Origin of the sequence: Trichocoleus sp. ST-U2, assembly GCF_039961875.1 — a bacterium.
Taxonomy (GTDB): Bacteria; Cyanobacteriota; Cyanobacteriia; order Cyanobacteriales; family FACHB-T130; genus FACHB-T130.
In genome coordinates, this window is record NZ_JAMPJY010000015.1 from 81,957 (window position 1) to 105,730 (window position 23,774).

The 23,774-nt window shown below is 45.5% G+C and carries 23 protein-coding genes and 2 pseudogenes; 15 read left to right on the forward strand and 10 right to left on the reverse strand.

Annotation, left to right across the window (positions count from 1 at the left end; translation table 11 throughout):
* Positions 1-51 precede the first annotated feature (51 nt).
* The 7 genes from NC996_RS12560 (at position 52) to NC996_RS12590 (ending at position 5,994) form a co-directional block, all read left to right on the forward strand.
* Positions 52-1,047 (forward strand): alpha/beta hydrolase, encoded by a 996-nt coding sequence (locus NC996_RS12560; protein WP_190690634.1) that lies wholly within the window; start codon positions 52-54, stop codon positions 1,045-1,047.
* A gap of 224 nt (positions 1,048-1,271) precedes the next feature.
* Positions 1,272-1,661 carry a DUF6130 family protein gene (locus tag NC996_RS12565; RefSeq protein ID WP_190690633.1) on the forward strand — a complete coding sequence of 130 codons (390 nt, stop codon included), beginning with the start codon at positions 1,272-1,274 and terminating at the stop codon, positions 1,659-1,661.
* A gap of 124 nt (positions 1,662-1,785) precedes the next feature.
* Positions 1,786-2,607 (forward strand): alpha/beta hydrolase, encoded by an 822-nt coding sequence (locus NC996_RS12570; protein ID WP_190690632.1) that lies wholly within the window; start codon positions 1,786-1,788, stop codon positions 2,605-2,607.
* Positions 2,608-3,169: 562 nt separating this feature from the next.
* Complete coding sequence (locus tag NC996_RS12575; RefSeq protein ID WP_190690631.1) at positions 3,170-3,547, forward strand: hypothetical protein; 378 nt, start codon at positions 3,170-3,172, stop codon at positions 3,545-3,547.
* Between the two features lie 92 nt (positions 3,548-3,639).
* Positions 3,640-4,287, forward strand: a complete 648-nt coding sequence (locus NC996_RS12580) for a cysteine hydrolase (protein ID WP_190690647.1) — start codon at positions 3,640-3,642, stop codon at positions 4,285-4,287.
* A 319-nt stretch (positions 4,288-4,606) separates the two neighbouring features.
* Positions 4,607-4,843: a hypothetical protein gene (locus NC996_RS12585; protein ID WP_242037745.1), complete on the forward strand. Its 237-nt coding sequence runs from the start codon at positions 4,607-4,609 to the stop codon at positions 4,841-4,843.
* On the forward strand, positions 4,789-5,994 hold the full coding sequence (locus NC996_RS12590; protein ID WP_347277803.1) for an FAD-dependent oxidoreductase: 1,206 nt from the start codon (positions 4,789-4,791) through the stop codon (positions 5,992-5,994). Before NC996_RS12585 ends, NC996_RS12590 begins: the two co-directional genes overlap by 55 nt.
* A 348-nt stretch (positions 5,995-6,342) precedes the next feature.
* On the opposite strand, the gene NC996_RS12595 is transcribed toward NC996_RS12590, so the two are convergent.
* Together NC996_RS12595 and NC996_RS12600 are read right to left on the reverse strand one after the other, a co-directional pair.
* Positions 6,343-6,606, reverse strand: coding sequence for a CopG family transcriptional regulator (locus NC996_RS12595; protein WP_190690630.1), 264 nt, complete (start codon positions 6,604-6,606; stop codon positions 6,343-6,345).
* Positions 6,603-7,247, reverse strand: a complete 645-nt coding sequence (locus NC996_RS12600; RefSeq protein WP_190690628.1) for an AAA family ATPase — start codon at positions 7,245-7,247, stop codon at positions 6,603-6,605. Before NC996_RS12600 ends, NC996_RS12595 begins: the two co-directional genes overlap by 4 nt.
* A 166-nt stretch (positions 7,248-7,413) precedes the next feature.
* On the opposite strand from NC996_RS12600, the gene NC996_RS12605 reads away from it, so the two are divergent.
* A complete protein-coding gene (locus NC996_RS12605) occupies positions 7,414-7,590 on the forward strand; it encodes a hypothetical protein (protein ID WP_190690626.1) in 177 nt (58 codons plus the stop codon).
* Between the two features lie 48 nt (positions 7,591-7,638).
* Positions 7,639-8,904, forward strand: a complete 1,266-nt coding sequence (locus NC996_RS12610) for an IS701 family transposase (protein ID WP_190690624.1) — start codon at positions 7,639-7,641, stop codon at positions 8,902-8,904.
* Between the two features lie 15 nt (positions 8,905-8,919).
* On the opposite strand, the pseudogene NC996_RS12615 reads toward NC996_RS12610, so the two are convergent.
* A pseudogene (locus tag NC996_RS12615) lies at positions 8,920-9,069 on the reverse strand (histidine phosphatase family protein); the annotation flags it as partial.
* A gap of 356 nt (positions 9,070-9,425) precedes the next feature.
* Between NC996_RS12615 and NC996_RS12620 the strand changes: the two are divergent.
* Positions 9,426-10,157 (forward strand): PEP-CTERM sorting domain-containing protein, encoded by a 732-nt coding sequence (locus NC996_RS12620; RefSeq protein ID WP_190690621.1) that lies wholly within the window; start codon positions 9,426-9,428, stop codon positions 10,155-10,157.
* Between the two features lie 501 nt (positions 10,158-10,658).
* On the opposite strand, the gene NC996_RS12625 is transcribed toward NC996_RS12620, so the two are convergent.
* A complete protein-coding gene (locus NC996_RS12625) occupies positions 10,659-11,039 on the reverse strand; it encodes a cupin domain-containing protein (protein WP_190690619.1) in 381 nt (126 codons plus the stop codon).
* 134 nt (positions 11,040-11,173) lie between these two features.
* Positions 11,174-11,323, reverse strand: a pseudogene (locus NC996_RS12630) (MerR family transcriptional regulator); the annotation flags it as partial.
* A gap of 226 nt (positions 11,324-11,549) precedes the next feature.
* Here NC996_RS12630 and NC996_RS12635 point away from each other — a divergent pair.
* Positions 11,550-12,434 (forward strand): class I SAM-dependent methyltransferase, encoded by an 885-nt coding sequence (locus NC996_RS12635; protein WP_190440682.1) that lies wholly within the window; start codon positions 11,550-11,552, stop codon positions 12,432-12,434.
* 70 nt (positions 12,435-12,504) lie between these two features.
* Here the strand turns inward: NC996_RS12635 and NC996_RS12640 are convergent, their stop codons facing one another.
* Both NC996_RS12640 and NC996_RS12645 read right to left on the reverse strand, forming a co-directional pair.
* Entirely contained in the window at positions 12,505-12,999 is a 495-nt protein-coding gene (locus NC996_RS12640) for a GNAT family N-acetyltransferase (RefSeq protein ID WP_199299807.1), read from the reverse strand.
* 113 nt (positions 13,000-13,112) lie between these two features.
* Positions 13,113-14,417 carry a nucleotide disphospho-sugar-binding domain-containing protein gene (locus NC996_RS12645; RefSeq protein ID WP_190690617.1) on the reverse strand — a complete coding sequence of 435 codons (1,305 nt, stop codon included), beginning with the start codon at positions 14,415-14,417 and terminating at the stop codon, positions 13,113-13,115.
* A gap of 134 nt (positions 14,418-14,551) precedes the next feature.
* Between NC996_RS12645 and NC996_RS12650 the strand changes: the two genes are divergently transcribed.
* Positions 14,552-15,199: a TetR/AcrR family transcriptional regulator gene (locus tag NC996_RS12650; protein ID WP_190690615.1), complete on the forward strand. Its 648-nt coding sequence runs from the start codon at positions 14,552-14,554 to the stop codon at positions 15,197-15,199.
* A gap of 404 nt (positions 15,200-15,603) precedes the next feature.
* Here NC996_RS12650 and NC996_RS12655 read toward each other — a convergent pair whose 3' ends face one another.
* The 3 genes from NC996_RS12655 to NC996_RS12665 form a co-directional block, all read right to left on the reverse strand.
* A complete protein-coding gene (locus NC996_RS12655) occupies positions 15,604-17,727 on the reverse strand; it encodes a molybdopterin oxidoreductase family protein (RefSeq protein ID WP_190690613.1) in 2,124 nt (707 codons plus the stop codon).
* A gap of 261 nt (positions 17,728-17,988) precedes the next feature.
* Positions 17,989-18,114, reverse strand: coding sequence for a hypothetical protein (locus NC996_RS12660; protein WP_348259997.1), 126 nt, complete (start codon positions 18,112-18,114; stop codon positions 17,989-17,991).
* 701 nt (positions 18,115-18,815) lie between these two features.
* Positions 18,816-20,690, reverse strand: a complete 1,875-nt coding sequence (locus NC996_RS12665; RefSeq protein WP_190690611.1) for a hypothetical protein — start codon at positions 20,688-20,690, stop codon at positions 18,816-18,818.
* A 574-nt stretch (positions 20,691-21,264) separates the two neighbouring features.
* Here NC996_RS12665 and NC996_RS12670 point away from each other — a divergent pair.
* The 3 genes from NC996_RS12670 (at position 21,265) to NC996_RS12680 (ending at position 23,587) form a co-directional block, all read left to right on the forward strand.
* Positions 21,265-21,591, forward strand: coding sequence for a hypothetical protein (locus NC996_RS12670; RefSeq protein ID WP_190690610.1), 327 nt, complete (start codon positions 21,265-21,267; stop codon positions 21,589-21,591).
* Positions 21,592-22,248: 657 nt separating this feature from the next.
* Entirely contained in the window at positions 22,249-23,346 is a 1,098-nt protein-coding gene (locus NC996_RS12675) for a DNA cytosine methyltransferase (RefSeq protein WP_190690609.1), read from the forward strand.
* Positions 23,321-23,587 (forward strand): hypothetical protein, encoded by a 267-nt coding sequence (locus NC996_RS12680; protein ID WP_190690608.1) that lies wholly within the window; start codon positions 23,321-23,323, stop codon positions 23,585-23,587. Before NC996_RS12675 ends, NC996_RS12680 begins: the two co-directional genes overlap by 26 nt.
* The last annotated feature ends 187 nt before the right edge of the window (positions 23,588-23,774 follow it).

Here is a 23,774-nt window from a genome sequence, read left to right on the forward strand (position 1 = left end):
TTAACAGTGTCATTTCAACAGATTGTTTACTACTTATCAAAGGAGAATGTCATGGTTGCTCAAGTAAACTCGCCAGCCGCAAAAATTTTGGAAGTTGCAGATGATCCACGTCTTTCCAGAGAAGTGAAGGCATTTTTGAAAGTGCTGAATTCAGGAGGTGCGCCTCTAGAGACATTACCTCCACTCGAAGCGCGTCAAGTACTCGTGGATGCACAGGCTTCCGTTGCAGTAGACCTTTCAGGCATTGAAGAGTCTGAGAAGACAATTACTACTGACGGTTATTCAATTACGCTCAACATCGTGCGACCGGAAGGAGTCAAAGGCACATTGCCTGTTTTCATCTTTATTCATGGTGGTGGTTGGATTCTGGGTGATTACCCAACCCACAAGCGCATGGTGCGTGAGCTGGTTGTGCTTTCAGGGTTTGCGGGTGTCTTTGTCAACTACACTCGCACACCAGATGCTCAGTATCCGCAAGCGATCAATGAAATCTATGCTGCGACAAAATGGGTTGCCGAACATGGTGAGGAGATTGATGTGGATGGCAAAAATCTGGCAGTCGTCGGCAACAGTGTTGGCGGAAATATGACAGCAGTAACTGCTTTGCAGGCGAAAGAAAAAGGAGGACCACACATCAAGCTACAAATTATGATGTGGCCGATCGTAGACGCTAGTTTTGAAACGGATTCTTATCATCAATTTGGCGAGAAACGTTTCCTGACCACACCTTTGATGAAGTGGATGTATGACATGTACATCGCTGACCCAGAAAAACGCCAAGACATCTATGCCTCTCCCCTACAGGCGACGATTGAGCAACTGCAAGGATTGCCTCCGGCGTTAATTCAAGTTGCCGAAAGCGATATCTTGCGTGATGGTGGCGAAGCTTATGGACGCAAGCTGGATGAAGCCGGGGTAAAAGTGACAACTGTGCGTTACAACGGCATGATTCATGACTTTGGGCTGCTCAATGGTTTAGCCGAGGTTCCAGCAGTGCGTTCGCTTTTTGTCCAGGCTGCCGCTGAGTTGAAGAAACATCTGCAATAGGATGAGATCGTTTCTTTTACCGCCAGTTGCAATGAATCCTCGTTCTTGTCGGTTTCAGAGATGACAGGCTTGAAACTACTCTGACTTATTCAATCCCCATTGTGTAAGTCAGAGATAGTTAATCTCTCGTCACGGCTGCAATTCACCCCTGCCTAATTCGGGCAAAGGATGAATCATCTCGAACATTGAACTTCATAAGGTCAATTCTCAAGTACCTGACAGCTATGGACAATCACATCCCAAGCGCCAAGGATATTGTCGGTCCATCCCCATTGATCGCGATTGAAAACGAAGCACCAGCGAAGCTGATTGTTGATCCACCACTTCCCGAACCACTGTCACAGGGTCGCGTCTTTATCCAGTATCGAACCGAGAACCTGCGGATGTTGCCGGTGTTCGGTAAAGGTGCCCTTGATGTATCGCCACGCCTTGGTCATGTCCACATCACTGTTGACGACGCACCCTGGCACTTTGTTGACACCAGCGGCGAAACATTGATCCTGGTCGGACTGGAACCTGGTCCACACAAGGTGCTGATCGAACTAGCCGACCCTACACACAAAGTAATCACCAGCGAAACAGTGACGTTCACAATGCCCGATCTTAAGCGATGAGTCAGGTCTGTGAAATGATGCGATCGACACTTCGCAGCGCTTCGTTATCGCAACCCACATCCGTCAATTTCTCACATCACGGTTGCAGCCTATCCAACGAAATAAATTCAAAGGAAATCACAACATGAATATGCTCACCTTCAAGAACGGCATTCGCCTGCTTCTAATTGTCATTCTCTTTTTAGGAACCATTACAATAACTTCTCTCGGAGCCATCATGAATAGTGCCAGTGCACAAGCCAATAAGCCTACGATCGTCCTTGTCCACGGCGCGTTCGCCGAGTCTTCCAGTTGGAATGGGGTATTGACCAAACTGATCGCAAAAGGTTACCCGACGGTTGCTGTGGCTAATCCCCTACGTGGCGTCAAAAGCGATGCAGACTATGTTGCTAGCGTCCTTAAAGACATCAACGGTCCCATCGTGCTGGTTGCACATTCCTACGGAGGTTCGGTAACGACCAATGCGGTTAATGGTAACAACAATGTGAAAGCACTGGTCTACGTTGCTGGCTTTGCTCCTGAGGAAGGCGAGACTGCCGCCGAACTCTCAGGACGTTATCCGGGCAGCACGCTCACGCCGACCCTCGCGCCGCCGGTTGTCCTGCCCGATGGTGGCAAAGACCTGTATATTCAGCAGAGCAAGTTCCACATGCAGTTTGCTGCTGATGTGCCCGCTAACGACGCGCAACTGATGGCTAGTACCCAGCGTCCGATTATGGAAGCCGCGTTTAATGAAGCCTCCGGCACGCCTGCATGGAAGTCCACCCCGTCCTGGTTCATCTATGGCGATCGCGACTTGAACATTCCGGCGGCGGTGCATTCTTTCATGGCGAACCGCGCCAGCTCCAAGAAGACGATCATAGTAAATGGCGCTTCACATGTAGTAATGGTTTCCCATCCAGACGCCGTTGCCGAGATCATTGAACACGCTGCAACCGCGCAATAGAGAAGTGTGAACGCATCGCGGATACATCGGAATCGCTGTGCTCTGCTGGTAACAGGGGGAAGCAAAGACATGGGCAAAGGCTGAGTACAGAACAAAACTTGCAAATGCTGAGAAGGAAAGGGGTTCATGAGAATTACCACATTCCCCTCTTCTGAAAAAGTGTATCTTTCAATAACCGAAACCTGACCTTTTCAGCGAATTGGGCTAATCCGGGGAAGATGAACCACAGTGACTTCCCAGCGAACACTGAATACTGGTTTTATTTAAGTCCATCGCAACGGATTAAAGCTGTGTACTCCTTCACGACGACTTCAAGCTAGGCACCGAAATATACGAATACGGAAAAACGTTTCCGTTAAGCTGTTGCTGTTTAACCCGACGGATGGTGTAGAGGGAATTATCTCAGAAGGTAAAGCCATAGCCGCTTACTCTATTGCCGACAATTTTCAACAGTAATTTGAGTTTTGGTAAAGGCATCTTTCTCGTCAATCCGGAATTAATGTCGAAGCAATTAAATGTAAACGATTTTAGTCTAATTAGTTTTACAACACTCTTGAAAACCATGAAAACACTACTAAAAATATCTGCGTTACTCCTGGCTCTGCCAATTAGTGTCTTAACTAATTTTTCCTTAAGAGCGTCTGCTGATTCTACTGCTGGCATCATCCTGAGTACGAAATGCCGGGGTGGCTACAACATTAATATTTGGCAGAATCATACTTCTGGTAAACTGCTGTATCGTGCGACCAGTCCCAACGGGAATTTAAGTTTGGATGGAGGAACTAGCCAAGCGACGGAAGGTGTTCGGGTGTATAGGTTTCGGAATGGAAATTATGAATATTGGGTGTGGGATGGCACGTTAGATAACCCGCAGTCTGGAACTTTAGAGGTGTATAAAAACAACCGTATCTTAATGCAGCGAACTTGCATGAAAAATTAAATTCTCTAGCGCGTGTTAAGTACTTTTTTAAAACCCAGTTGCGTGAGTGCCAGAACAAAGAGAACCGTGAACATCAACAAGCGAAGAGAGACATGAACATTAATAACAATGACACCGCAGTAGTCGTTATCGATCCGCAAAACGATGTCTTGAGCGAAACAGGGGTTTCCTGGGACTTGGTGGGTAACAATGTCAAGGATAACAAGACCGTCGAGAACATTGAGCGCATCTTCAAAGCCGCAAAGCAGAATGAATTTGAGGTTTTCATCTCCCCCCACTATTACTACCCCACCGACTATGGCTGGAAATTCGCCGGAACCGTGGAGCAAATGATGCTTAAATCCAGGGAGTTTGATCGCAGGGGTGCGTTGAGCCTGGACGGTTTCTTGGGTTCTGGTGCTGACTGGCTCGATCGCTACAAGCCCTTTATCGGAGATGGCAAGACGATTGTGGTCAGTCCCCACAAAGCTTACGGACCGCAGAGCAATGACCTCGTTTTACAACTGCGTAAGCGCAACATCAGCAAAGTCATTCTGCTCGGAATGCTGGCAAATATTTGTGTTGAAGCTCACCTACGCGACTTGATCGAACAGGGATTTGAGGTGCTTGTCATCAAAGACGCAACGGCTGCCCCTCAACATCCGGAACTGGGCGACGGCTACAAGGCCGCACTGATTAATTTCGGGTATATCGCCAACGCAGTTCTGTCTACGGACGAGATTGTAGCAGCAATGGTATAACGCCTATCAACGATGCTAATTGCAGAGGCAGTTGCACTTACAGCTCAGAAAAATCCAAGTGGGAATGGTGTTTGTCTAATTGGTTTTACCACATATCCAGCAGGCAATCGGTTACCAATCCCACCAGTTTTCAAGTTAATCATGCAGGCGACAAAAGCCATTTTAGAGATTTCAACAATCCAGCAGGAATCATGAATACACAGGTGATCGCAATGACAGTTTTTACATGGAAAAAAGTTCAAAGATTTTTGCTGTTAGCTCTGCTGTGAAGTAATCCCAATCGCCGAATGAAGTAACGTCAAACGCAAAGGAGATGGAAATGGATACCCAATACTACGACGACATTATTATCGGCGGCGGTAAAGCCGGTAAAACACTGGCACCAGCGCTGGTTGCGGACGGACGCCAAACCGCTCTGGTGGAACGTAGTTTAAACATGATTGGTGGCTCGTGCCCTAATATTGCCTGCATTCCAGCAAAACGATGGTGGCAAGTGCAGAGGTGGCAAATACTGTGCTTCACAGTGCTGCCTACGGCATCAAGACGACACCGCTAACGGTTGATATGGCGGCAGTGATTCAGCGGAAACGATCGGTCGTGCAGTCCCTGCGACCAATAAATCTTGACAAGTTGCACACCGCTTTGGGGGACGATCTGATCATTGGCACCGCTCGCTTTGTGGCACCTAAAACGATTGAAGTGGCAACAGCTGAGGATACTACTCGGTTACTCACCGCCGAACGACTGTTTATCAATACAGGCACGCGACCGTTGATTCCATCCGTGCCGGGACTCAAAGAAGCTGGGTTTTTGACCAGTGAGTCGATCATGGAATTGGAAGAGTTGCCGGAGCATCTGATCGTGCTTGGGAGTGGCTTCATTGGGTTGGAGTTTGCCCAAATGTTCCGGCGCTTTGGCTGTCGCGTCACTGTCATTGGGCAAAGTGAGCAAATCCTGTCACAGCAAGACCCAGATATTGCGATCGCGGTGCAAACACTACTAGAACGAGACGGCATTGAATTCTTGCTGAAGGCGAAGGTGTTAAGGGTCGAGCGCTCTGGCAATGCAACTAAACTTCTTCTTCAAATCGCCGAGCGTCCAATGGAACTTCAAGGTTCGCATTTGCTCGTTGCCGTCGGTCGTACACCAAACTCCGAAAGCTTAAATCTAGCTGCTACTGGTGTAGCAACCGATGCACGCGGATTTATTCGGGTCAACGAGCGCCTGGAAACGAACATACGGAATATCTGGGCGTTAGGCGATATCAATGGGGGGCCGCAATATACCCATGTGGCGCTTGATGATTATCGGATTGTCAAAGCGAATCTGATTGATGACGGCAACCGCAGTACACGCGATAGCTTGGTGCCATCTTGTCTTTTCATCGACCCAGAACTGGCTTATGTGGGTCTGACCGAAACCGAAGCACAGCAACAAGAGTATGCAATCCGAGTGGCGAAGCTGGATGCCTCAAACATTATGCGAGCGGTAACAGAGGGTCAAACCGATGGGCTGATGAAGGCAATTGTGGATACCGAGACAGGTCGTATCCTCGGTTGTTCACTCTTGTGTCATGAAGTGGGTGAAGCGATTTCGATGGTACAGATGATGATGCAAGCTCAGATGCCCTACACCGTTCTGCGTGATGGAGTTTTGACTCATCCTACAATGACTGAAGGGTTAAATATGCTGTTTTCAAAGGTGTAAGAAGGCAGTAAGTGCAGACACCTCACAATTCTTTACACCCAAATGAGGCTCTTAATGGGACAGCGATCGCTCTCTAGAATTCGGAGCGCCGAATTCTAGCTTCACCGTCAGGAGGGCCGGAAGTCGAGACAGCGGTCAGTATCAGGTTTCGTGGGATGCACGACACACACTATAAAAAATTGCGAGGATTGATCTAACAGCGATCACACTCTGGGATCTTCGACATAGTCTTGTAGTTGGGTTACTCAGTTTCTGCCAGAACTGAGGGCGATCACTAGGGGCTAAGAATTTCTGTTTCCCAATCAGGACAAGTTTAAACAGTATCGCAGTAATGCAGTAATGCAGTAATTAATCTTCTACATCTTGCAATGCTTCATCTAAAAGCATTCTGACAATTTCGGCTTTCTTCTTCCCAGTTCGCGCTGCCAGAATTGATAGCTTTCTGTGCATGGATTCGGCTAAGTCTACCGTGAGTCTGATTGTTGCTTCCTTGGGTGGAGGTTCAACTTCTTGAGGTTTATTTGATTTGGGTGGGGGAGTGATTGGTTCTCCGTAGACAAATTGTTTGGCAAGGTTATCGTCATTGTTTAGAGGCAAGCGTTTTTTGGTCATGGCACCAGCCTCAGAATTTCTTTGAATAGTTGCTCAAATTCTCCGGTTGCTGCGATCGCTCCAGAGCCAGGTAAGTCCCACACAGTCGCTGATTGACCAAAAGCATCGGCGGTTGATTGCCGTTGGTGGATGATTGTTTTCAGAGATATTAAGTCAGGGATCTTTTCAAGCAGAGAGATTGCCTCAGTTTTTAATCGGGTGTTTTTCTGAGCGCGACTGAGAAATACTGCTGCCTTGGGTAATCCGCCACGAACTGACTGAGCTTGTTTAATCAATCTCACAGTGTCAGCGGCGGCATCCAGGTCTAATTTACTGGGTTGGCAGGGGATTACAGCCAAGTCAGTGCGAAAGAGAATCGCTCTGGTCGATTCAGCTAAACTGCCTGCTCCATCAACTACCAGGAAATCAACGGAGTTAGCCAAAACTGGAATTTGTTCAAGTAGCTCGTCAGGACTTATTAGGGCAGTGACAGGGATTGGACTTTCCATAGAGGCGAACCATCTGGAGAGGGAACGCTGTGGGTCGCCGTCAACCACCTGTATTTTTTTCTTTTTTTTGGTAGCTAGCCAGTAGGCGAAATGCAGAGCAGACGTGGATTTCGTGCTGCCCCCTTTCTCATTGACGAAAGAGATGACGGTCATGTTACTGCATTACTCAACTACTGCATCCAGTATGCCAGAATGAGGGGTTTAGACTCCACCGAAAAGGACTCTTTTAGGTGGAGTTACCCCCAAAGACTAACGAGTTTATTAGACTTCTAGGGTTGCTGGATTGACCTGACCAAACACTGTTTTAGGTGGAGTTGTTATGCGAACCCAGCCAAAGCCCCCAATTAAGGAAGCCAAACCAGATAATGAGCGAGATTATCTGACACCTGATGAAATGGGGCGGCTGATAGAGGGTGCCAGAAAATCGGGGCGATATCCTCACCGAGATTTTACACTTTTACTCTTAACGGTGCTTAAACGAAAAACAAGACTCTAAAAAGGTATAATACAGGCATGGCAACCATTTCACGTTATGGTTTGATAAATGAAAGAGACAACTCCCGCCGCCATGCCCCCTTGCTTCAATAGATGGTGCAAACGCTTTGATAATATATTGACGCATCAAGCCCAAAAACGGGAGTTTAGGAACTATATAAGCGGATTATTGGGGGAAAGTGAACGAAAAAAACTGTCTCAAATGGCGGATAACGCGGTGGGAGTGACTTACCACCGATTACACCATTTTTTGACGGAAGCGCCTTGGGATGCCCAACAGGTGAATCAGCGTCGCTTAGAGGTAATGAATCAGTGTTCTCAAACGAAGATTAGTCGTGGATTTACCCTAATTGTTGATGACTCAGGACATAGAAAAAGTGGCAATTTTACAGCAGGAGTGGGGCGGCAATACATTGGAGAAATCGGGAAAACCGATAATGGGATAGTGGTGGTAACAACTCATCTATATGATGGCAAAAAAAGCCTGCCTTTAGATATAGAGTTATATCAACACGCTAGTTCTTTACCTGAAGGAAAAAAAGACAAAGAGTTTAAGAAGAAGCCGGAATTAGCCTTAAATTTAATTGACCGTAGCTTGGTTCGAGGATATCGACCCGGTATCGTGCTAATTGATGCTGGCTATGGAAATAACACAACGTTTCTGCTGGAACTGGAAAAAAGGAAATTAAAGTATTTAGGTGGATTAGCCAAAAATCGTAAGGTAATAATTGAGACACAGGCAAATAGTCGAGAAGAGCTTTGCTTGAGCTATTTAGCTGAATCATTGCCTAGTGATGCTTTTATCCCTATTAAACTCAATCTAGATAAACCGAAAACCGTTTGGGTGGCGACTCTTGAAGTTGAACTATCAAGACACGAAGGAACGAGAACAATTGCTATCGTCATGAATGCCTCAACCTTCTGTGAAGCCAGCGACATTGACTATTTTATTACAAATGTTGGCTCATCCATTGCTACAGCCGAGTGGATAGTAACCACCTATGCTCAAAGGAATTGGGTAGAAGTTTTTTATCGCGAAGCAAAGGGATGGTTAGGGTTATCTGAATATCAAGTCCGAGATTTTCGTAGCTTAATGCGTCATTTCATTCTTGTGTTTTGTGCCTATACATTTATTTTATGGCACACCTTAACCGGAGGCTTAAGAAGGCGCTGGGCTAACAAACCTTTAAATACCTTTACTGAAGCATTAGAGGCGTTTCGGACAGCGATGTCTTTCCGTTTTATGGAGTGGGTGAACGCTAATCGAGATGTATTCTCAGCCTATAAAGCTGCTTTGGGTTTTATTTGGGCTTGAAATCTGTTTAAGTCCCGACCACTGCAATTTTTGATAAACATCGGCAAAACTGGATGCCATCTGCATCCCAACGGATGTCAACTCCGCATCAGTTTCACCGCAGAAATTACCACTTTGACTAAAAGTAGTTTCTCCATGTCGCAGCAAATATAAATTGAGTGTCATAGCTTATATCGCGATTGGGATAAAGGAGTTTGTGTAAAGATGTCATCAAAGCGTTAGCATCATCTATCAAAGCAAGGAGACATGGCGGCGGGAGTTGTCTCTTTCATGGCTCAAGCCTTAACATGAAATATCTGCCATGCCTGGATTATACCTTTATTGCTTCTGAATTTTCGTTTAAGTACCATTAGCCAATTACATGATGTCTTTAATGCTAATCAGTGTTTTTGGCTTCACAAAACTAGGTGTTTTTTAAATATTTAATGAAGATGGACTGGAACAGCTAGAACTGCCTTGCTAAGCCAGTTCCTTCGTGAAACACTGTCAGTACCTAAATTTTCCTGAAAAGTAAAACTATTATGTTAAAAACCGCTGTGTCTGTGGCTTTACTTTCTACTGGTACGGTGTTGCTAAGTTGTGTTAGCAACTTCGCCAATGCCTTGACCTTTCAAACCTATAACGACAGGGCATCATGGCTGGCAATTATTAGCGGAACTACCGCTAAAGAAGATTTTAATTCGTTTACCACTGATATATCTCTTGGTGAGTGTTGTGGCTCTCGACCTGCTGGCTCACTTATATTAAGTACCAATGCTAGCGGAAACCCGGTTGTTGGTGAAGTTCTAATAGATGTTAAAGCCTACGAGTTTACTGGTGCTACTGGTATTGATAATACTCCCCTACTGAATCTAAATGGTTTAGACTTTGGTGAAAAACTAACAATTAAATTGCCAGGTTTGTTCTCTGCCTTTGGCTTTGACTTTGAAAACTACGATTTTGAGGGTGACGCTGCCTCGATTATCATTTCCGGTCAAACTGTAATTACAATTACTCCAACTGAAGGTGCCAAGGGATTTTTTGGAGTTGTGACAACTAATGGCTCATTTGACCAAGTGATTTTTGCAAGTGGTTCGGCATTTGGAGACCGGCAGATTGATGGAACTTTTAACGCCATAGATAATATTGAATATGGCAATGTATCACCTCCCGACGTTGAACCTGTTCCCGAACCTTCAGCACTATTAGGATTAGCAGTTTTCGGCGTTACCGCTACTCTTCGCAAAAGAAAAGAAAGAGCGCTGAAGTGCTAAAAACTGAATATGTAAAATAATAGCTTTTGAATTCCTCCGGTCATGCCGGGGGGGGATTTTGAGTTTTTGGTTGGATAGTGTCTCAGAATGATTAACTGCTGCGTCGTACTGGCTGTCGTTTACAAGAAAAAAAATTATGCTCTTAGTCCCAATTGGAACCGAACTATAAAAAATACCCTGGCTTTTAGAGCCAGGGTACCGAGTAGCATCGAAAAATTACTCGCAGTCATATCGCTGCATTCAATTCATATTTTAGGGGTTGTAGCTAGTTACACTCAGTCCTATCAAAAATTCAAGTACAGCAACTTGGGGTAATCGCAATAACCCTTTCCTAAAAACCTTAAAGCTTAGATTCCTAAGAGTCCGTCACTTACCCATTAGACATTAAGCATTTTCTCTGAGATTGTCGCTTGGAGGCAAACTACGCTCACTGCGACTGGGTTGAGAACCCCTTACACCTGAATTTATCCGCTGTCGAATGCAGTTTGGGGGATGGAATGGTTAGGAATGGAAAGCCAAGGAATCTTCTAACGAGACAAGTTGATACCCTGCATCGGCTGGCGACACGACTGAAATAAAAACCAATGGCTCATCGCCGTTGTTGAATACTCCATGCACGCATCCAGTATGAGCGACTATTATATCTCCTGCCACGATCGGTTTCGTAGTGCCTGCTTTATCAAGATAATATTCTCCCTTCCCGGTCAAAACAGTCCAAGTATCTTGCCCATTAGGATGGATGTGCGCGGGGATTTCCTGTCCCGGCTTGATGTACCAGGCTACAACGACAGCATCCTTGGACTCTGTAACGACTGAACGAACAGGCTCCCCGTCCGTTGGCTGCAAAAATTTAGAACTGTTGAATATCCTGGTCGTACTCATCTTTGTTCTCTTTTAGAAATAGGCTACACCAGCGAAAACAGTGCCACCTTAAGAGTTCTCTGGAACGCGATTGTCTCACAGATCACTAGAATCTTTTTGTATACAATGCAGCTTTAGTTAGATAGACTACCACCTCAAAGAACAGTGAGAGAACAGGGACAATCAGGCTTTTCTAACAGGGATTCAACCAGGGCATTGAACGCAACGGCTGCTAAAAGTCCGCCACCTAGAGAACCATCAGTCGTTAGGTACAGCATGCCTATTTGCATCAGCCATCATTTAGCACAAGTCGTCATAGATGACTTTCCCGACCTGCCCCACTATTGGCTTAGTTATAGCAACGGAAAAGTTTTGGTCGGTAAGGCTCAAAAGCCTATAAATTAAGGCTTTTTTGGCTGTCCTGATTGACAAGTCTACGATTGCTTATGTAACGAAGCTAAGTTTATATGACTTAAAATCTTTAATATTGACCAATCCCAATAGTAACCCAGAAGCATCTAAGCAAACATCATGGCAGACGTACCTAATAGAAACCAACTACACCAAGAGAACCGCTTATCTTGGAACGAAGCGACCAAAGCACACAACAGTCATAAAAGTGACCAAGCCAAGTTTTTCAAAGCAGGTGGCAGTACCCTATTTCCAGAAGAAAAAGAACTGCTAGGTGACATCGCTGGCTTATCCTTAGTTCATCTCCAATGCAACGCAGGTCAGGACACCTTAAGTTTGGCACAACTGGGTGCTAAAGTAACTGGTGTAGATATCAGTGATGAAGCAATTGACTTTGCTCAAAAGCTATCACAAAAATCTGGCATTTATGCAACATTCCATCGTTCTGATATTTACGATTGGTTAGCAGAAACAGCAAACACGAACGAACGTTTTGATATAGCATTTTGCTCTTACGGCGCAATCTGTTGGCTATCTAATATTACTTTATGGGCAAAAGGTATCGCATCCATACTAAAACCAAATGGGCGATTAGTTGTAGTTGAATTTCATCCATTTGCCATGATGTTTGATGAACAAGGGACGCTAAAATATCCCTATTTTGCTGACGGTCAACCCTTAACTTGGTCAGATGGCATCAGCGATTATGTAGCACAATCGGCTGGTGGGCTAACACCTTGGGTTTATGAAAAGGGAATCGAAAATTTTCGTAATCCCTATCCGTCTCATGAATTTCAATGGGGTACTGGAGAAATTATTACAGCAGTATTAGAAGCTAAGCTAAATCTAGAAGTATTCAAAGAATATTCTTATGCTAATGGTTGCAAGTTATTTGACACAATGGAAGAATTACCCGGACGGCGCATGGTTTCTCCCTCTGATATACCTTCTATCCCTTTGATGTATAGCTTATGCGCTCGGATGCCTATACTTCACGAAAATTGATGGACTCTGATATTTATTAAACTTTGAACAAAAGAAAGTGTACTTCGCTGTTCCTTTGTTTTATTTTATGCTATTCAGTGATCCTAGCCATTGCATGAGCATCAACATAAGTACCAGAGCGGAAAGCGTACTTCCGAAATGTACCCTCTATTACAAAGCCATACTTTTCGTAAAGATGAATGGCGTTGGCATTATCAGTGTAAACAGTCAACTCGATGCGTTTTAGGTTAAGCCACTTTTCAGCTAAGTCTATCACCGATTCTATAAGAGCAGAGCCAATCCTTTGATTTTGGTAGTCGTCATGGACAAGCATACCTAGCTCGCCTACATGATTCCGACGCCCACCGAAGGTATGCAAACTAACCAATCCTACAACTTTTTGTTTTTGTTCCTGGTTGACAACGGCTACTAAACGATACATCCCTGTTGATGGGCTTTCTAATTTCTTTTTGATTTCATCGCGCGATTGGTAGGGCATTTGCAAGGTTCCCCACCGACATTTTGGTTGGAGAAAAAGCTCGGATACGTCTTCCCAATCAGACATTTCAAAAGCACGAATGAACATAACAGTTATCAGATAACAAATCATTTGTCGCTATCAACACATTAGTGTCGTTAATCCAAAAACCTTTCAAATTTTTTACAACAGGAGAAAGTGTGTTTATTGAGAGATTGCCGTTACTTGCTCAGCACAGGTTGTTTTGTGTTTGCTAGATTTTCGAGTAATGATGCTGCAATCGCTGGAGAATCATATGACCTGATCTCTTGCTGAAACCGTTGGGCATTCTGCTTATAGGTTGGAGTCGATAGAATTGTTTCCACCGCACTTTTAATTTCTGCGGGTGTTGGGGTGCTTGTTTTGAGATCAATTCCGGTTCCAGTCCATTGCACTCTGGCGCAAATCTCTGGTTTTTCCTCAGTTTGTCCGGCTGTGACCATCGGCACTCCGTTTGCCAAAGCAATCTGCACGCCATTGAAGCCGCCATTTGTCACCATGACATCCACATGGGGCAACAAACAGGCATGAGGAATAAACGGTTCAATCCGCACATTCTGAGGTATTGCTTTGAGCTTGGCCCTCTCAAGCGGCTGTTTTCCAGTCGTCGCAACGATTAACACCTCCTCATCTGCAAGGGCTTGAATCGTTGGCTCAATGAGATCGCTTGCTTCCGTTGCAACTGTTCCTTGAGTAACGTGGACGACAGGCCGTTCACCCTGCAACTCCTGCCACCAAGCGGGCGGTACGAAGTCAGGGGGAGCCGGAGGCAGAAAAGTGCCAATAAAGTGAACCTGGGGCGGCAAGTCACTCCGTGGATATTCAAACGAAGGCGTTGTTCCTTGAAGGTAGAGAAAGGGTGAAAGTGCAGCCGTGAAAAAATCTTGCCCTTTGGGAGCTAAGCCAATACTAGACCGAACCCGATCTAAGTGAATACGGACATCCCGCATTAATACAGCACGAGAGAAGATGTTGAGTAGCTGATTCCGTAGCAGTCCGCTCATAGAAGGGTTCGGCTGCATTCCTAAGCCAAATGGAGCCGTATCGTGGCTCATAAAGGGTAAAGCAGACATCCCAAACGCTGCCCAGGGTAAACCTGTTTTTTCGTACAGCCAGGACATTCCCAGGAAGAACACATCACACAATAGAATCTCTGCTGGGAATTCATTGAGGATATCAGTGAGATCCTGTAATTGCGTCACCGCTGCATCAATAAAGCCGTGTTTGAGGTAGAACTTAAACTGCGCGACCCCTTTGAGCGCATCGCGCTGTTCCAGCCAACTTTTTTGAATTGTCTCAAATCGCGTTAAATCAATCCCGCGTTGAATCGAAACGTGACGCGCACCCGTCGCTTCGACCTTTTCTTTGAATCCATGCCCGGTGTACCACCACACTTCATGCCCCTGCTCAATCAGTCGCCGCACGATTGGTAGAGCCGGATTGACGTGCCCGGTCGCTGCAATCGTGCCCATCAGAAATCGTGTCATCGGTTTATGAATTAAACGTTTATTTCATAAAGATGAAGGCTACCTCTTGCTTTTGTCAAGCGTTAATGGAACGTTTATTTCATAAACCGAGTAGGATCAAGGCAGACTCACATCAACAGACCACGTACTGGCGTATGGCGCGTAAAGTCCAATCCGTAGAGCAGCCGAAGCGAGCGATTCGAGATGCCGAGACAACTCAGCAGCAGATTCTCGATGCCGCCGAAATTGAGTTTGCTCAACACGGGTTACATGGCACAAGGGTTGACCCAATTGCAACTCGTGCAGGAGTCGCGCCTCGGATGATCTATTACTACTTCCAGAGTAAAGAAGGGCTATATCAAGCCGTATTGCAGCGTCCGGCTGGGGTTCTCCAATCTGTGTTTGAGCAACTTAACCTGGATGCACTGCCTGCCAATGAAGCGTTGAGATCACTGCTTCAAGCCACAATTGAGTACGAAACCACGAACCGAAATCGGGGAATGCTTTTGTTTCAGGAAACAATTCAGAATCAGGGACGGTACTTTAAAGTCATTAATTGGCAGGAGCCGATTGCACAACTGGCAGGCGTTCTAGAACGTGGAATGCAAACGGGTGTTTTTCGCCCGCTTGATGTTCACATGACGACGCTCAATATTATTGGCATTTGTACGTTCTATGCCAATGCTTATGACAACGTGAAGCATCTCACGCCAGATGAGGATTTACTGAGTCAGGAGATGATAGAGCGTTATACCGAAGCTGCAATTCAATTAGTGCTCAGTGGTGTCCAAGCGGATACTTAGACACATACATTCCTTGCAGTGCGATCGCACTGGTGGTAGATCAGGTTCTACATCGTCATACATGGTTTTCCCGACTTTTAGCCTACTTTTGCCATCCCACCTGCGGCTTTTCCATGAGGCTTGTTGTTTCAAAAGCATAAGTCACCCCGCAGATCGCGCAGATCGCATCCTTCATCGCAACCGGCTCAGTCTTGAAAAGATAAGTCGTGATCCTTGCCAGCTCAATTTTCGCAATCCTTTTATAGTGTAAGCCGTGCATCCCACGGGATTAGATAGCGATCACTGTCTCGACTTCCGACTTCCTACCGAGTGAAGCTAGATTTCGGAGCGCCGAAATCTAGCGATCGCTGTCTCGACTTTCGACCCCCTGCTGAACCTCTTGAACTGTGCGAACCAGAGGGAACTCAGCTGACAATCACAACTTCAACCAAAGAATCTCCCACCGCCGCCACACGTCCCAAATCAGCAAAAGCAGATGAAGTTGCCGCATTTACAGTATTCGCTGCGTGAGAAAGCTTGCGCCAGTAACCCAGAGGCGCAACTACCACACCCAGTCGCGTAATGTCGCTAACATGAGCCGGAACCTGAAACGCTCCCCGGTCGTTGAACACCTTCACCAACTGCCCCTCGACGATACCACGAGCCGCTGCATCGGCTGGATGGACAATTACCCTTGGTTCTCTCTGTAATTTGCGGTGCTTGGGCAAATTGGCGAAGCAAGAATTAATAAACTGATGCGGTTTAGCTGATAGCAAACTTAGAGGATAACGCTCTTTTAGCGTCTGATTGCTAATCGGTGACTCCCGCTGCGGAGTATAAGTAGGCAACGGGTCTACTGGCGTTCCTGGTTGAAATTCTTCGCAGCCTTGGCGAAACGCTGGTAACACATAGTTACTATCCACAGCCATAGATGACAGGAACTCGCATTTCCCGGAAGGGGTGGGAAAGTTTCCCATAGAGTGAGGAACCAAGTCGATTTTTAACTTGGCAAACCCTTTCGTTTTGAGCAAATCCATATCAATGCCTTCTAGCGCAGGTGCAGACCAGTCCAAAACCTCGATTGCCATCTGCTCATCGCTAAGTTTAAAGCACTCTTCCTCAAACCCCATCCGAGTTGCCAAACGCCGGAAAAGTTCAATATTTGGGATGGCTTCTCCTAAAGGCGAGATCGCTGGCATATTTAAAGTTACATAGGTGTGTCCCCATGAAAACATCAAATCCAAATTCTCAACTTGAGTAGTAGCAGGCAGCAAAATGTCTGCATAATCAGCGGTATCTGTCATAAACTGCTCGCTGACAACAGTAAACAAATCCTCACGAGACAAACCCGCCACAATTTTGTCCTGTTCAGCTGCTTGGGTAACTGGGTTGCAGTTGTAGACAAACAAAGCCTTAATAGGTGGATTCAGTTCTCCAGTTAAAGTTTGACCAATCTGCCACTGGTTAACCACCCGTGTACCCGACTTAATAAACTCAGGGCGATGCACCACTTCCCAACGAATGGGGAAAGGCCACATAGGAGCCTGTAGCATTCCACCTCCCAAGTGCCGCCACGCACCCACTAAGGCAGGCAAACAGCAAATTGCCCGTATCCCCTGCCCGCCCCCTGCTTGCTTCTCCAGCGCAACTCCCAGACGAATAACTGATGGCTGCGTTGTAGCGTATTCCCTAGCCAGAGTTACGATATCTTCAGCGGGAATTCCCGTAATTTCAGCAACTCGTTCTGGTGGAAATTCGCTAACTCTTTCCTTGAGTTCTGCAAAGCCAACGGTGTAATTTTCTACATAGTCCGCATCAATTAAATTTGCGTTGATAATGACATGCATCAGTCCTAATGCAAAGGCACCATCTGTACCAGGACGAATCGGAATATGCCAATCTGCTTGCGTTGCAGTCTTGGTACGAACTGGGTCAATCACAACTAACTTAGCGCCGTTTTGTCTTGCTTCTTTGATAAATGGCCACAAATGCACGTTGGTGGAGAGTACATTGCAACCCCACAAGATAATGTATTTAGAGTGGGAAAAGGTGTCTGGGTCAGTACCGTGCGTTGCACCATAGGTCATCAGCCAAGCGGTGCTAGTTCCAGAAATGCAGAAGGTGCGTTCGCTGATGGAAGCACCTAGTCGATTGAAGAAGGCGTCGCCAACAGTCAGACCGTTGAGAAGCCCTTCGTGCCCTAGGTAACTGCATGGGAGGATGGCTTCTGCACCATACTGGGCAATAATTTCTTGAAAGCGGTTGGCAATCTCGTCAAGGGCAGCGTCCCAGCTGATCCGCTCGAATTGCCCGCTACCTTTGGGGCCGATTCGTCGCATTGGGTAAAGCACTCGGTCTGGGCTATAAACTCGGTCAAGATAGTCGCTGACTTTGCCGCAAAGAGTGCCTCGTGTAAAAGGATGGTCTGGGTTGCCTCGTACAGATGTGGCTTGGCCATTCTCTACCGTTATGAGCATGGCACAGGTATCGGGGCAATCGTGAGGACACGCGCCGAGTACAAGGGTCTTCTCGCCTATAGTGCTGACCATAATTTTGCCCCGATGATTACAGGATTTTGGTCTTATATTTAGCGATCGCGTCTCTGAAAAACTGTCAAGAAAGTTACATAAAAATGAATTCTGCTTTCGTTATCTCTACGAGCGGAATTTTTGGGACAGCAGTAGGATTTAACTAAATAAATCGGGCTGAAACTGTAATGCATTAATGGCAGAGGAACTATCCCGCGCCTCAAATAGTGGAGCAGTAGGTGGAGTGAACACTTCAACATTAAGGGCTGACGCCTTTATGCACTAATTGGAATACGGTTTCTTGAGGGCGATCGCCCGCTTATTTTCAAAATTAGAAGAAATTTTGATGCCCCCAATTGGTGCTGGTTTTTGTAAGTAGCGATCGCCTTGAACAAAGGATGTCTGCAACCGCATTCAGTAGAAGGGATAAGTATAAATATTTACAGGTATTGGCGGACAGCTCTCACTTAAGACGCTATCTTTAACACTTGCTCCCCAGAAGAAACAACTTTATCTACAAAGTGGGAGGCGCGGTGATAAGTCAATGTGAGTCGAAAGGTTTTACTGCCTGACCCGCATGGCTTCGACTGCGACAGTGACCCAGTTGGCTGTGAAAAAAGGTAAATGAGAGATGGGGAAAGGCGATCACTCACTTAAACGGGTCAGGCTAAATAGATAAACCACTTTACCGCCAGTAACGAGGTCTGCCACGAAACACCCTTGGCAGTGCGGAGAGCCTCGATCTCCAGCACATCTGGTCTACTGACAGATGGGATTAAGCTACTTGACCATTCATACATGAGGTTTAATCTCCCTGCCGTTGTCCCAAAAGAGCCTTTATCACCACGACATAGGTGAGATGAGAATCACATCAATTTAAAAGTTTAACGACATAAGTTTGATAACACGACAAAGAATTTCTTTTCCGACAGCAGGAGTTGAGACAACTACCAAATTGCTACTTTGGTGGCTAGAGCATTTGAAAAGGTGCTAGTTTACGAGATGGAATCGCAAAAGTTTCCTAAATCATAACTGGTACCTTCTTCCATCTAAGGCTGTCTTAGATGGAAGAAGTGATGAATACAATCACCGGGATCGCTGTCCCCGTCTTACAAATGGTCGGCGATTCGTTGGAGAACTTCTCCATTTAGCCGGTTAGCTAGCTCAATGCCTGGTTGCAACTTGTTACGGCAGGTTTGGAAAGTGTAGTCTTTGTTAGCCGTTCGCAAGTCATGCTTCATCCAGAATGCGATTGATTCCTCTTCTGCATGAGTTGCCAATCTATCCTTAATGAAGGTACGGAATATTTTCCTTAAAGTGTGGGGGGCCAACGGGGTTCCAGTTAGCCGTTCAATTGGATACCTAACTTTTGAAGTCATCTGTGAAGCATCATTCAATGGCTTCTTATTGATGGGACCAAAGAAAAGATAGTTATGCTCTTCCGGCTGGAGAACGCTTCTCATTCCTTTGTAAGTAATTTTATGGCGTCGATGGACGCTCACGACTTCATCGTAAAGCCACTGATTCAAATAATCGTAAAAGTACGAACCATCGGGAAATTGAGTATTGGGAACCTCGCCAACCCACTCTCCATAAGCATCGCCAGTTTTGTAATCGTCGGGTAGGAGATGAATGTAATAGCGGGCTTCCAAAGGATTAAGCATCCGGTCTTTGGGAATAAAAATATCCCCGTGAAAACTGCCGTGTTTGAAGGTTTCGCCTATTCGGAGTTCGCGGAATGTTCGGCCTCGATCCGGGGGAACCAGTACAAAGAAAGCAAAAATCAGGAATCGCATCAAGGAGTTAGCTCTAGCCTGCATAGAGCGCTTTTTTAGTTGAGGAATTCCGCTTTTTAAATTCGAGTCAACATGGGTAAGATTGGCTTCTATCCTGAGTTTTTCTAAAGCTAATAAAGTTTGTTCCCAGGTAATAGCTTTCTCATGATAAGGTACCGCCGGACGGGAGCTACGTTTTTCTTGGTCCAGCTGCTTGCAGAAAACTCTCAATCGTTTTACAACAGGAACATCCATGCACTCCCCATGATAATCCTCATCTGTCTGTTCGCGATAAAGAAATTTCGCTAGGGATATTACTCCCTCGACGTACATTGCTTTTGTACCAGGACTTGGCGGATTATTTAACCATTTAAAGTAGTCTTCCAACTTCTCTACAGTTTCTGTAGCAACTTCTCTAGCTTTTTCTATCGCCAATCCTTTGGCATAAATCCACTTATCATAACTGTCGAACTCGCCCACGGAATACTTCAATCGAATTACTGGAATTAGTGAGCTTAAGGATAACTCCTCCAAAGGAATTTGTTTAGCCCGGTATAGCCAACCTAAAAATCTTTTCGCGTGTTCGCGGCGGATTTTTCGGCTAGATTCCTTATAGCCACGCACTTTCATCCAATCTTCAAAGGCTTGGATTTCTCCAGCTATTCTGGCAAGTTCTTGCTTAATGCTCTCCTCTTCCTCACTAGATTCGGGGAAGTAATCTTCTACATCAAAGCTCAAAGCAAACTTATCTAGAGTATTGGCTGGTCGATTAGTTAATTTTTTTCGCTGCATCACCCCTTTGCCTTTTAAATAAAACCTATAGCCCTGCTTCCCTCCGCTTTCATTCAGCGAGCCAGTAACCAGCCAGTTCTGCTCATCAACCCAATCCAAAAACTTGTTCAAGTAACTTCTGGGCTGACATTGTTTGTTCGCTGGAGTTTGGAAAAATTGAAAAGTTTTTTCCTGTGCCTCCCGAAACTCAGAGAGTTTTGAAAGAGGCAGGGTCGCAAGAAATTGACGAATGGTTGAAATCTCATCTGCCGTGAGCCGTTTTCCTTGGGGTAGTACCCCAGAAAGCCCTGGAACCGTAAAGCGAAACAAGGCACTCTGAACGAAGGAAAAATCATTGGCGTTGTTATGATGTTTATATGCATCAACTACCTCCAATACATTCGCCGGAATGCCAAAAATCGGTGTTTTGCTGTTCATATTTCTCATCGCTTTAGCTGTTTTAGTTCATGCGTATTAACAAAAAAATCTCTAATCATCAGGTTTGGTAATAAACACTCTCCCTTACCTTCTGCTCATTATAGAATAAAAAAGAGTCAGTAGGATATACGGCACGCCCTGTTTACGCAATAATGGACTGTACGAAATTGATGCTGAAGCACCTCGACGTTTCGCTAGTAATTACTGAGGCTTCTATTAATTCTTAATAGTTTGTTTGTCAGGTAATTCTATAAAAAGCTTCTCCAGCAAGCTTTTTAGGCGGTTACGTTAAAGATAAATTTGATTAAAGCGCTTAATTAGGAGCCAAGAACTAAGAACAAAGTCTTGCAAAAATTGAAGTGATTAAACTTTAATTTTGACAAAAATCTTCTATAAACCCCTTCTATAGTTATAGAAGGCTGAAAATTCTCCATTTATGCACATAAACAAAATTTATGTATGGTAAGGGTTAGAACAGATAGAATTTTTCAAGCATCCTTATAGAACGCCTTCTACGCTGGTATTAGAAAATAAATTTTGGAATTTGGTTCGTGCGTATAAACTGGAGTAACCGATGGCAAAGATTAGAAAGAGTAGTATCAGGCCAGAACACCGAAAAAAGCCAAGCCACAAAGGAAAGCAGTGCCAGCGAGGGAAAGGATTAATTTACGATGAGCTAAAAGAAAGATTAAATCTAACGATTACTCCCACCGGAAAAGCAAAGCTAGAAGCTAAAGCTAAAGCGGAGCAATGTAGCATTTCAACACTAATTGAGGAGTTTGCTAGAAGTGCAGCTTTTGAAGAATTTCATGTGAGCGCTGACGTTCAACCCTCTACTTCCTTCGAGAAGACGAAAGAAATTTTACCGTCACCGCAACCGTCGCAGAAGTCAACAGAATAACCGAGTTCACCGTTAATATTCCGAAGCAACCCACTCTAATAGATACAACTCTTAGAATGGGTGTGTGGTTCCGGTAATAGAAGTAATTGCAGTTACTATTACCCAACCTTCAGTGGTTATAATAATCTCACTTTTCATCTAGATGAAGCACCATTGGGACATCTTCCCTCTGTTGTGATACATATTGAATTAGCTCCATCAGAGCCAACTAGACAACCTTTTATGAATTCATTTTTTTATCGCTTAGACTCCTGTGGGTTGTAGCCATTCTCTATCAATGAAAGCTATTTATCCAATACCCAAGGATTGTCCACTTCTGATGGGAGCAGTGATGTGAATGAGTGCTAGTAACTCTTCTCGAAAACACAAACCTCTCTCTCACTCTGTCTTGAAATTGCTTTCTAAAAAGCTATTGTCTCACGCTTATTTCCGCTTAACTGGCGGATGATTTTAATGACCTTTCAGTCCCGTCAAGCGGAATTTCAGTTTTGCGACATCTAAATCCCATCCAAGAGCTGGAACTATGTTTCTGTTAAATCGGCATCCGTTGTATAGAGTGCCTAACATTGCCCTAGAGTTAGGCACTCCAGTTGATTGACCCGAACCCAACTGATTAGTAGAATGCCTAACATAGCCCTAAGGTTAGGCACTCCGGTCATGTTTATCCGAACTAAAATTATTAAGGGACAACCTTACCGTTACCTGGTCGAAACTTATAAAACCGCTGACGGTCAAAAACGCCAAAAGGTACTCAAATATTTAGGTCATGCTCCCACCCTACCGGATGATGCTCCAACGGCTGTTGTACTGTTTGCTGGAGGCGGTGGGGTAGAAGCTGGCATGGTCATGGCTGGTGTTAGACCTGTCTTGAGCGTGGAATGCGACCCCAGTCGAACAGAACTTTCTGCCGCACTTGCTGCCTCGTTATCGCTGAACTTTAAACCCTATGGCACTCAGGTCGTTCAACAAACGGTTCAAGAACTTGCTGTAGCCGGTTTCCCCGGATTCCCCCAGCCGGATTATCTGCACGCTTCTCCGGTCTGCTCAAACTTTAGTAAGGCGCTGGGAAACGGTACCGAGCAATCAGTAGATTTGGAAGCGGCAACTGCTGTAGCCACTGCGATACGGGTATTGCAGCCCAAATGTTTCACGCTGGAGAACGTATCAGGATATAGACAATCCAAATCATGGCTTCTTATTCAGGATGAGCTTGTAGCGTTGGGATATCAGATAACAGCCGCAGTGCTGGATACGGCAGATTATGGGGTTCCTCAGTCTCGAAAGCGATTGATTGTCAAAGCCGCAAGAGGAAAAGCGCCAGGGCTACCACCGGGGCAAAGCCGGGTGGGCTGGTATGAGTTTGTTAAAGATTTAATCCCATCGCTGCCTGACTCTCAACTTCTCCCAAATCAACAGAAGGTACTTGAGGAGAAGCTGGCGATTTGTCCGGGGATTCCAGCTCTCTTAATTGAGCGCATTGGGTTTAGGAACGCTTTGCCGAAACTGAGGGAACCCACGGAGCCAATCTGGACGATTAAGAGAGCCATCTTTACAGACCAAAAACAAGCTGTTCGCAGCCGGTTTATTGATTTGTGGTTTGATGACGGCACGGTTAAGAGATTAACGGTGGAAGCAGCAGCGCGGCTTCAAGCTTTCCCTAACTGGTATTACTTACCCGAACCAATCAATGTGGCAGGCTCGCTTCTGGGTTATAGCGTACCGCCGCACTTTGCACAGCAACTTTACTCACCTTAAGCGATCGCTCAAGGTGGGGAGCGTTATTGGACTTTCTAAAACAGACCTAGAGCGGGCGAGAGCGATCGCACAAGGTAAATCGGAATCGTTATTGGAATCTAAAACAGACCCAGAGCGGGCAAGAGCGATCGCACAAGGTGAATTGGGAGCGCTATTAGACTTTCTAGAACAGACCCAGAGCTGGCGAGAGCGATCGCACAAGGTAAATCGGAATCGTTATTGGAATCTAAAACAGACCTAGAGCGGGCGGGAGTGATCGCACGCTGACAACTTCAATAAACTTAACCGAATGTGCTTGCAGACTACAGAAATCAGGATTTTCCTAAAAACGAAGCAAAATCTCGATCAATTTCGCGTGCGAGTTCAACCTGCCCGCTTATAATTCTTTCAGGCCTCGCAAGTTGACTTGGCATCGAATGCTTCCAGGA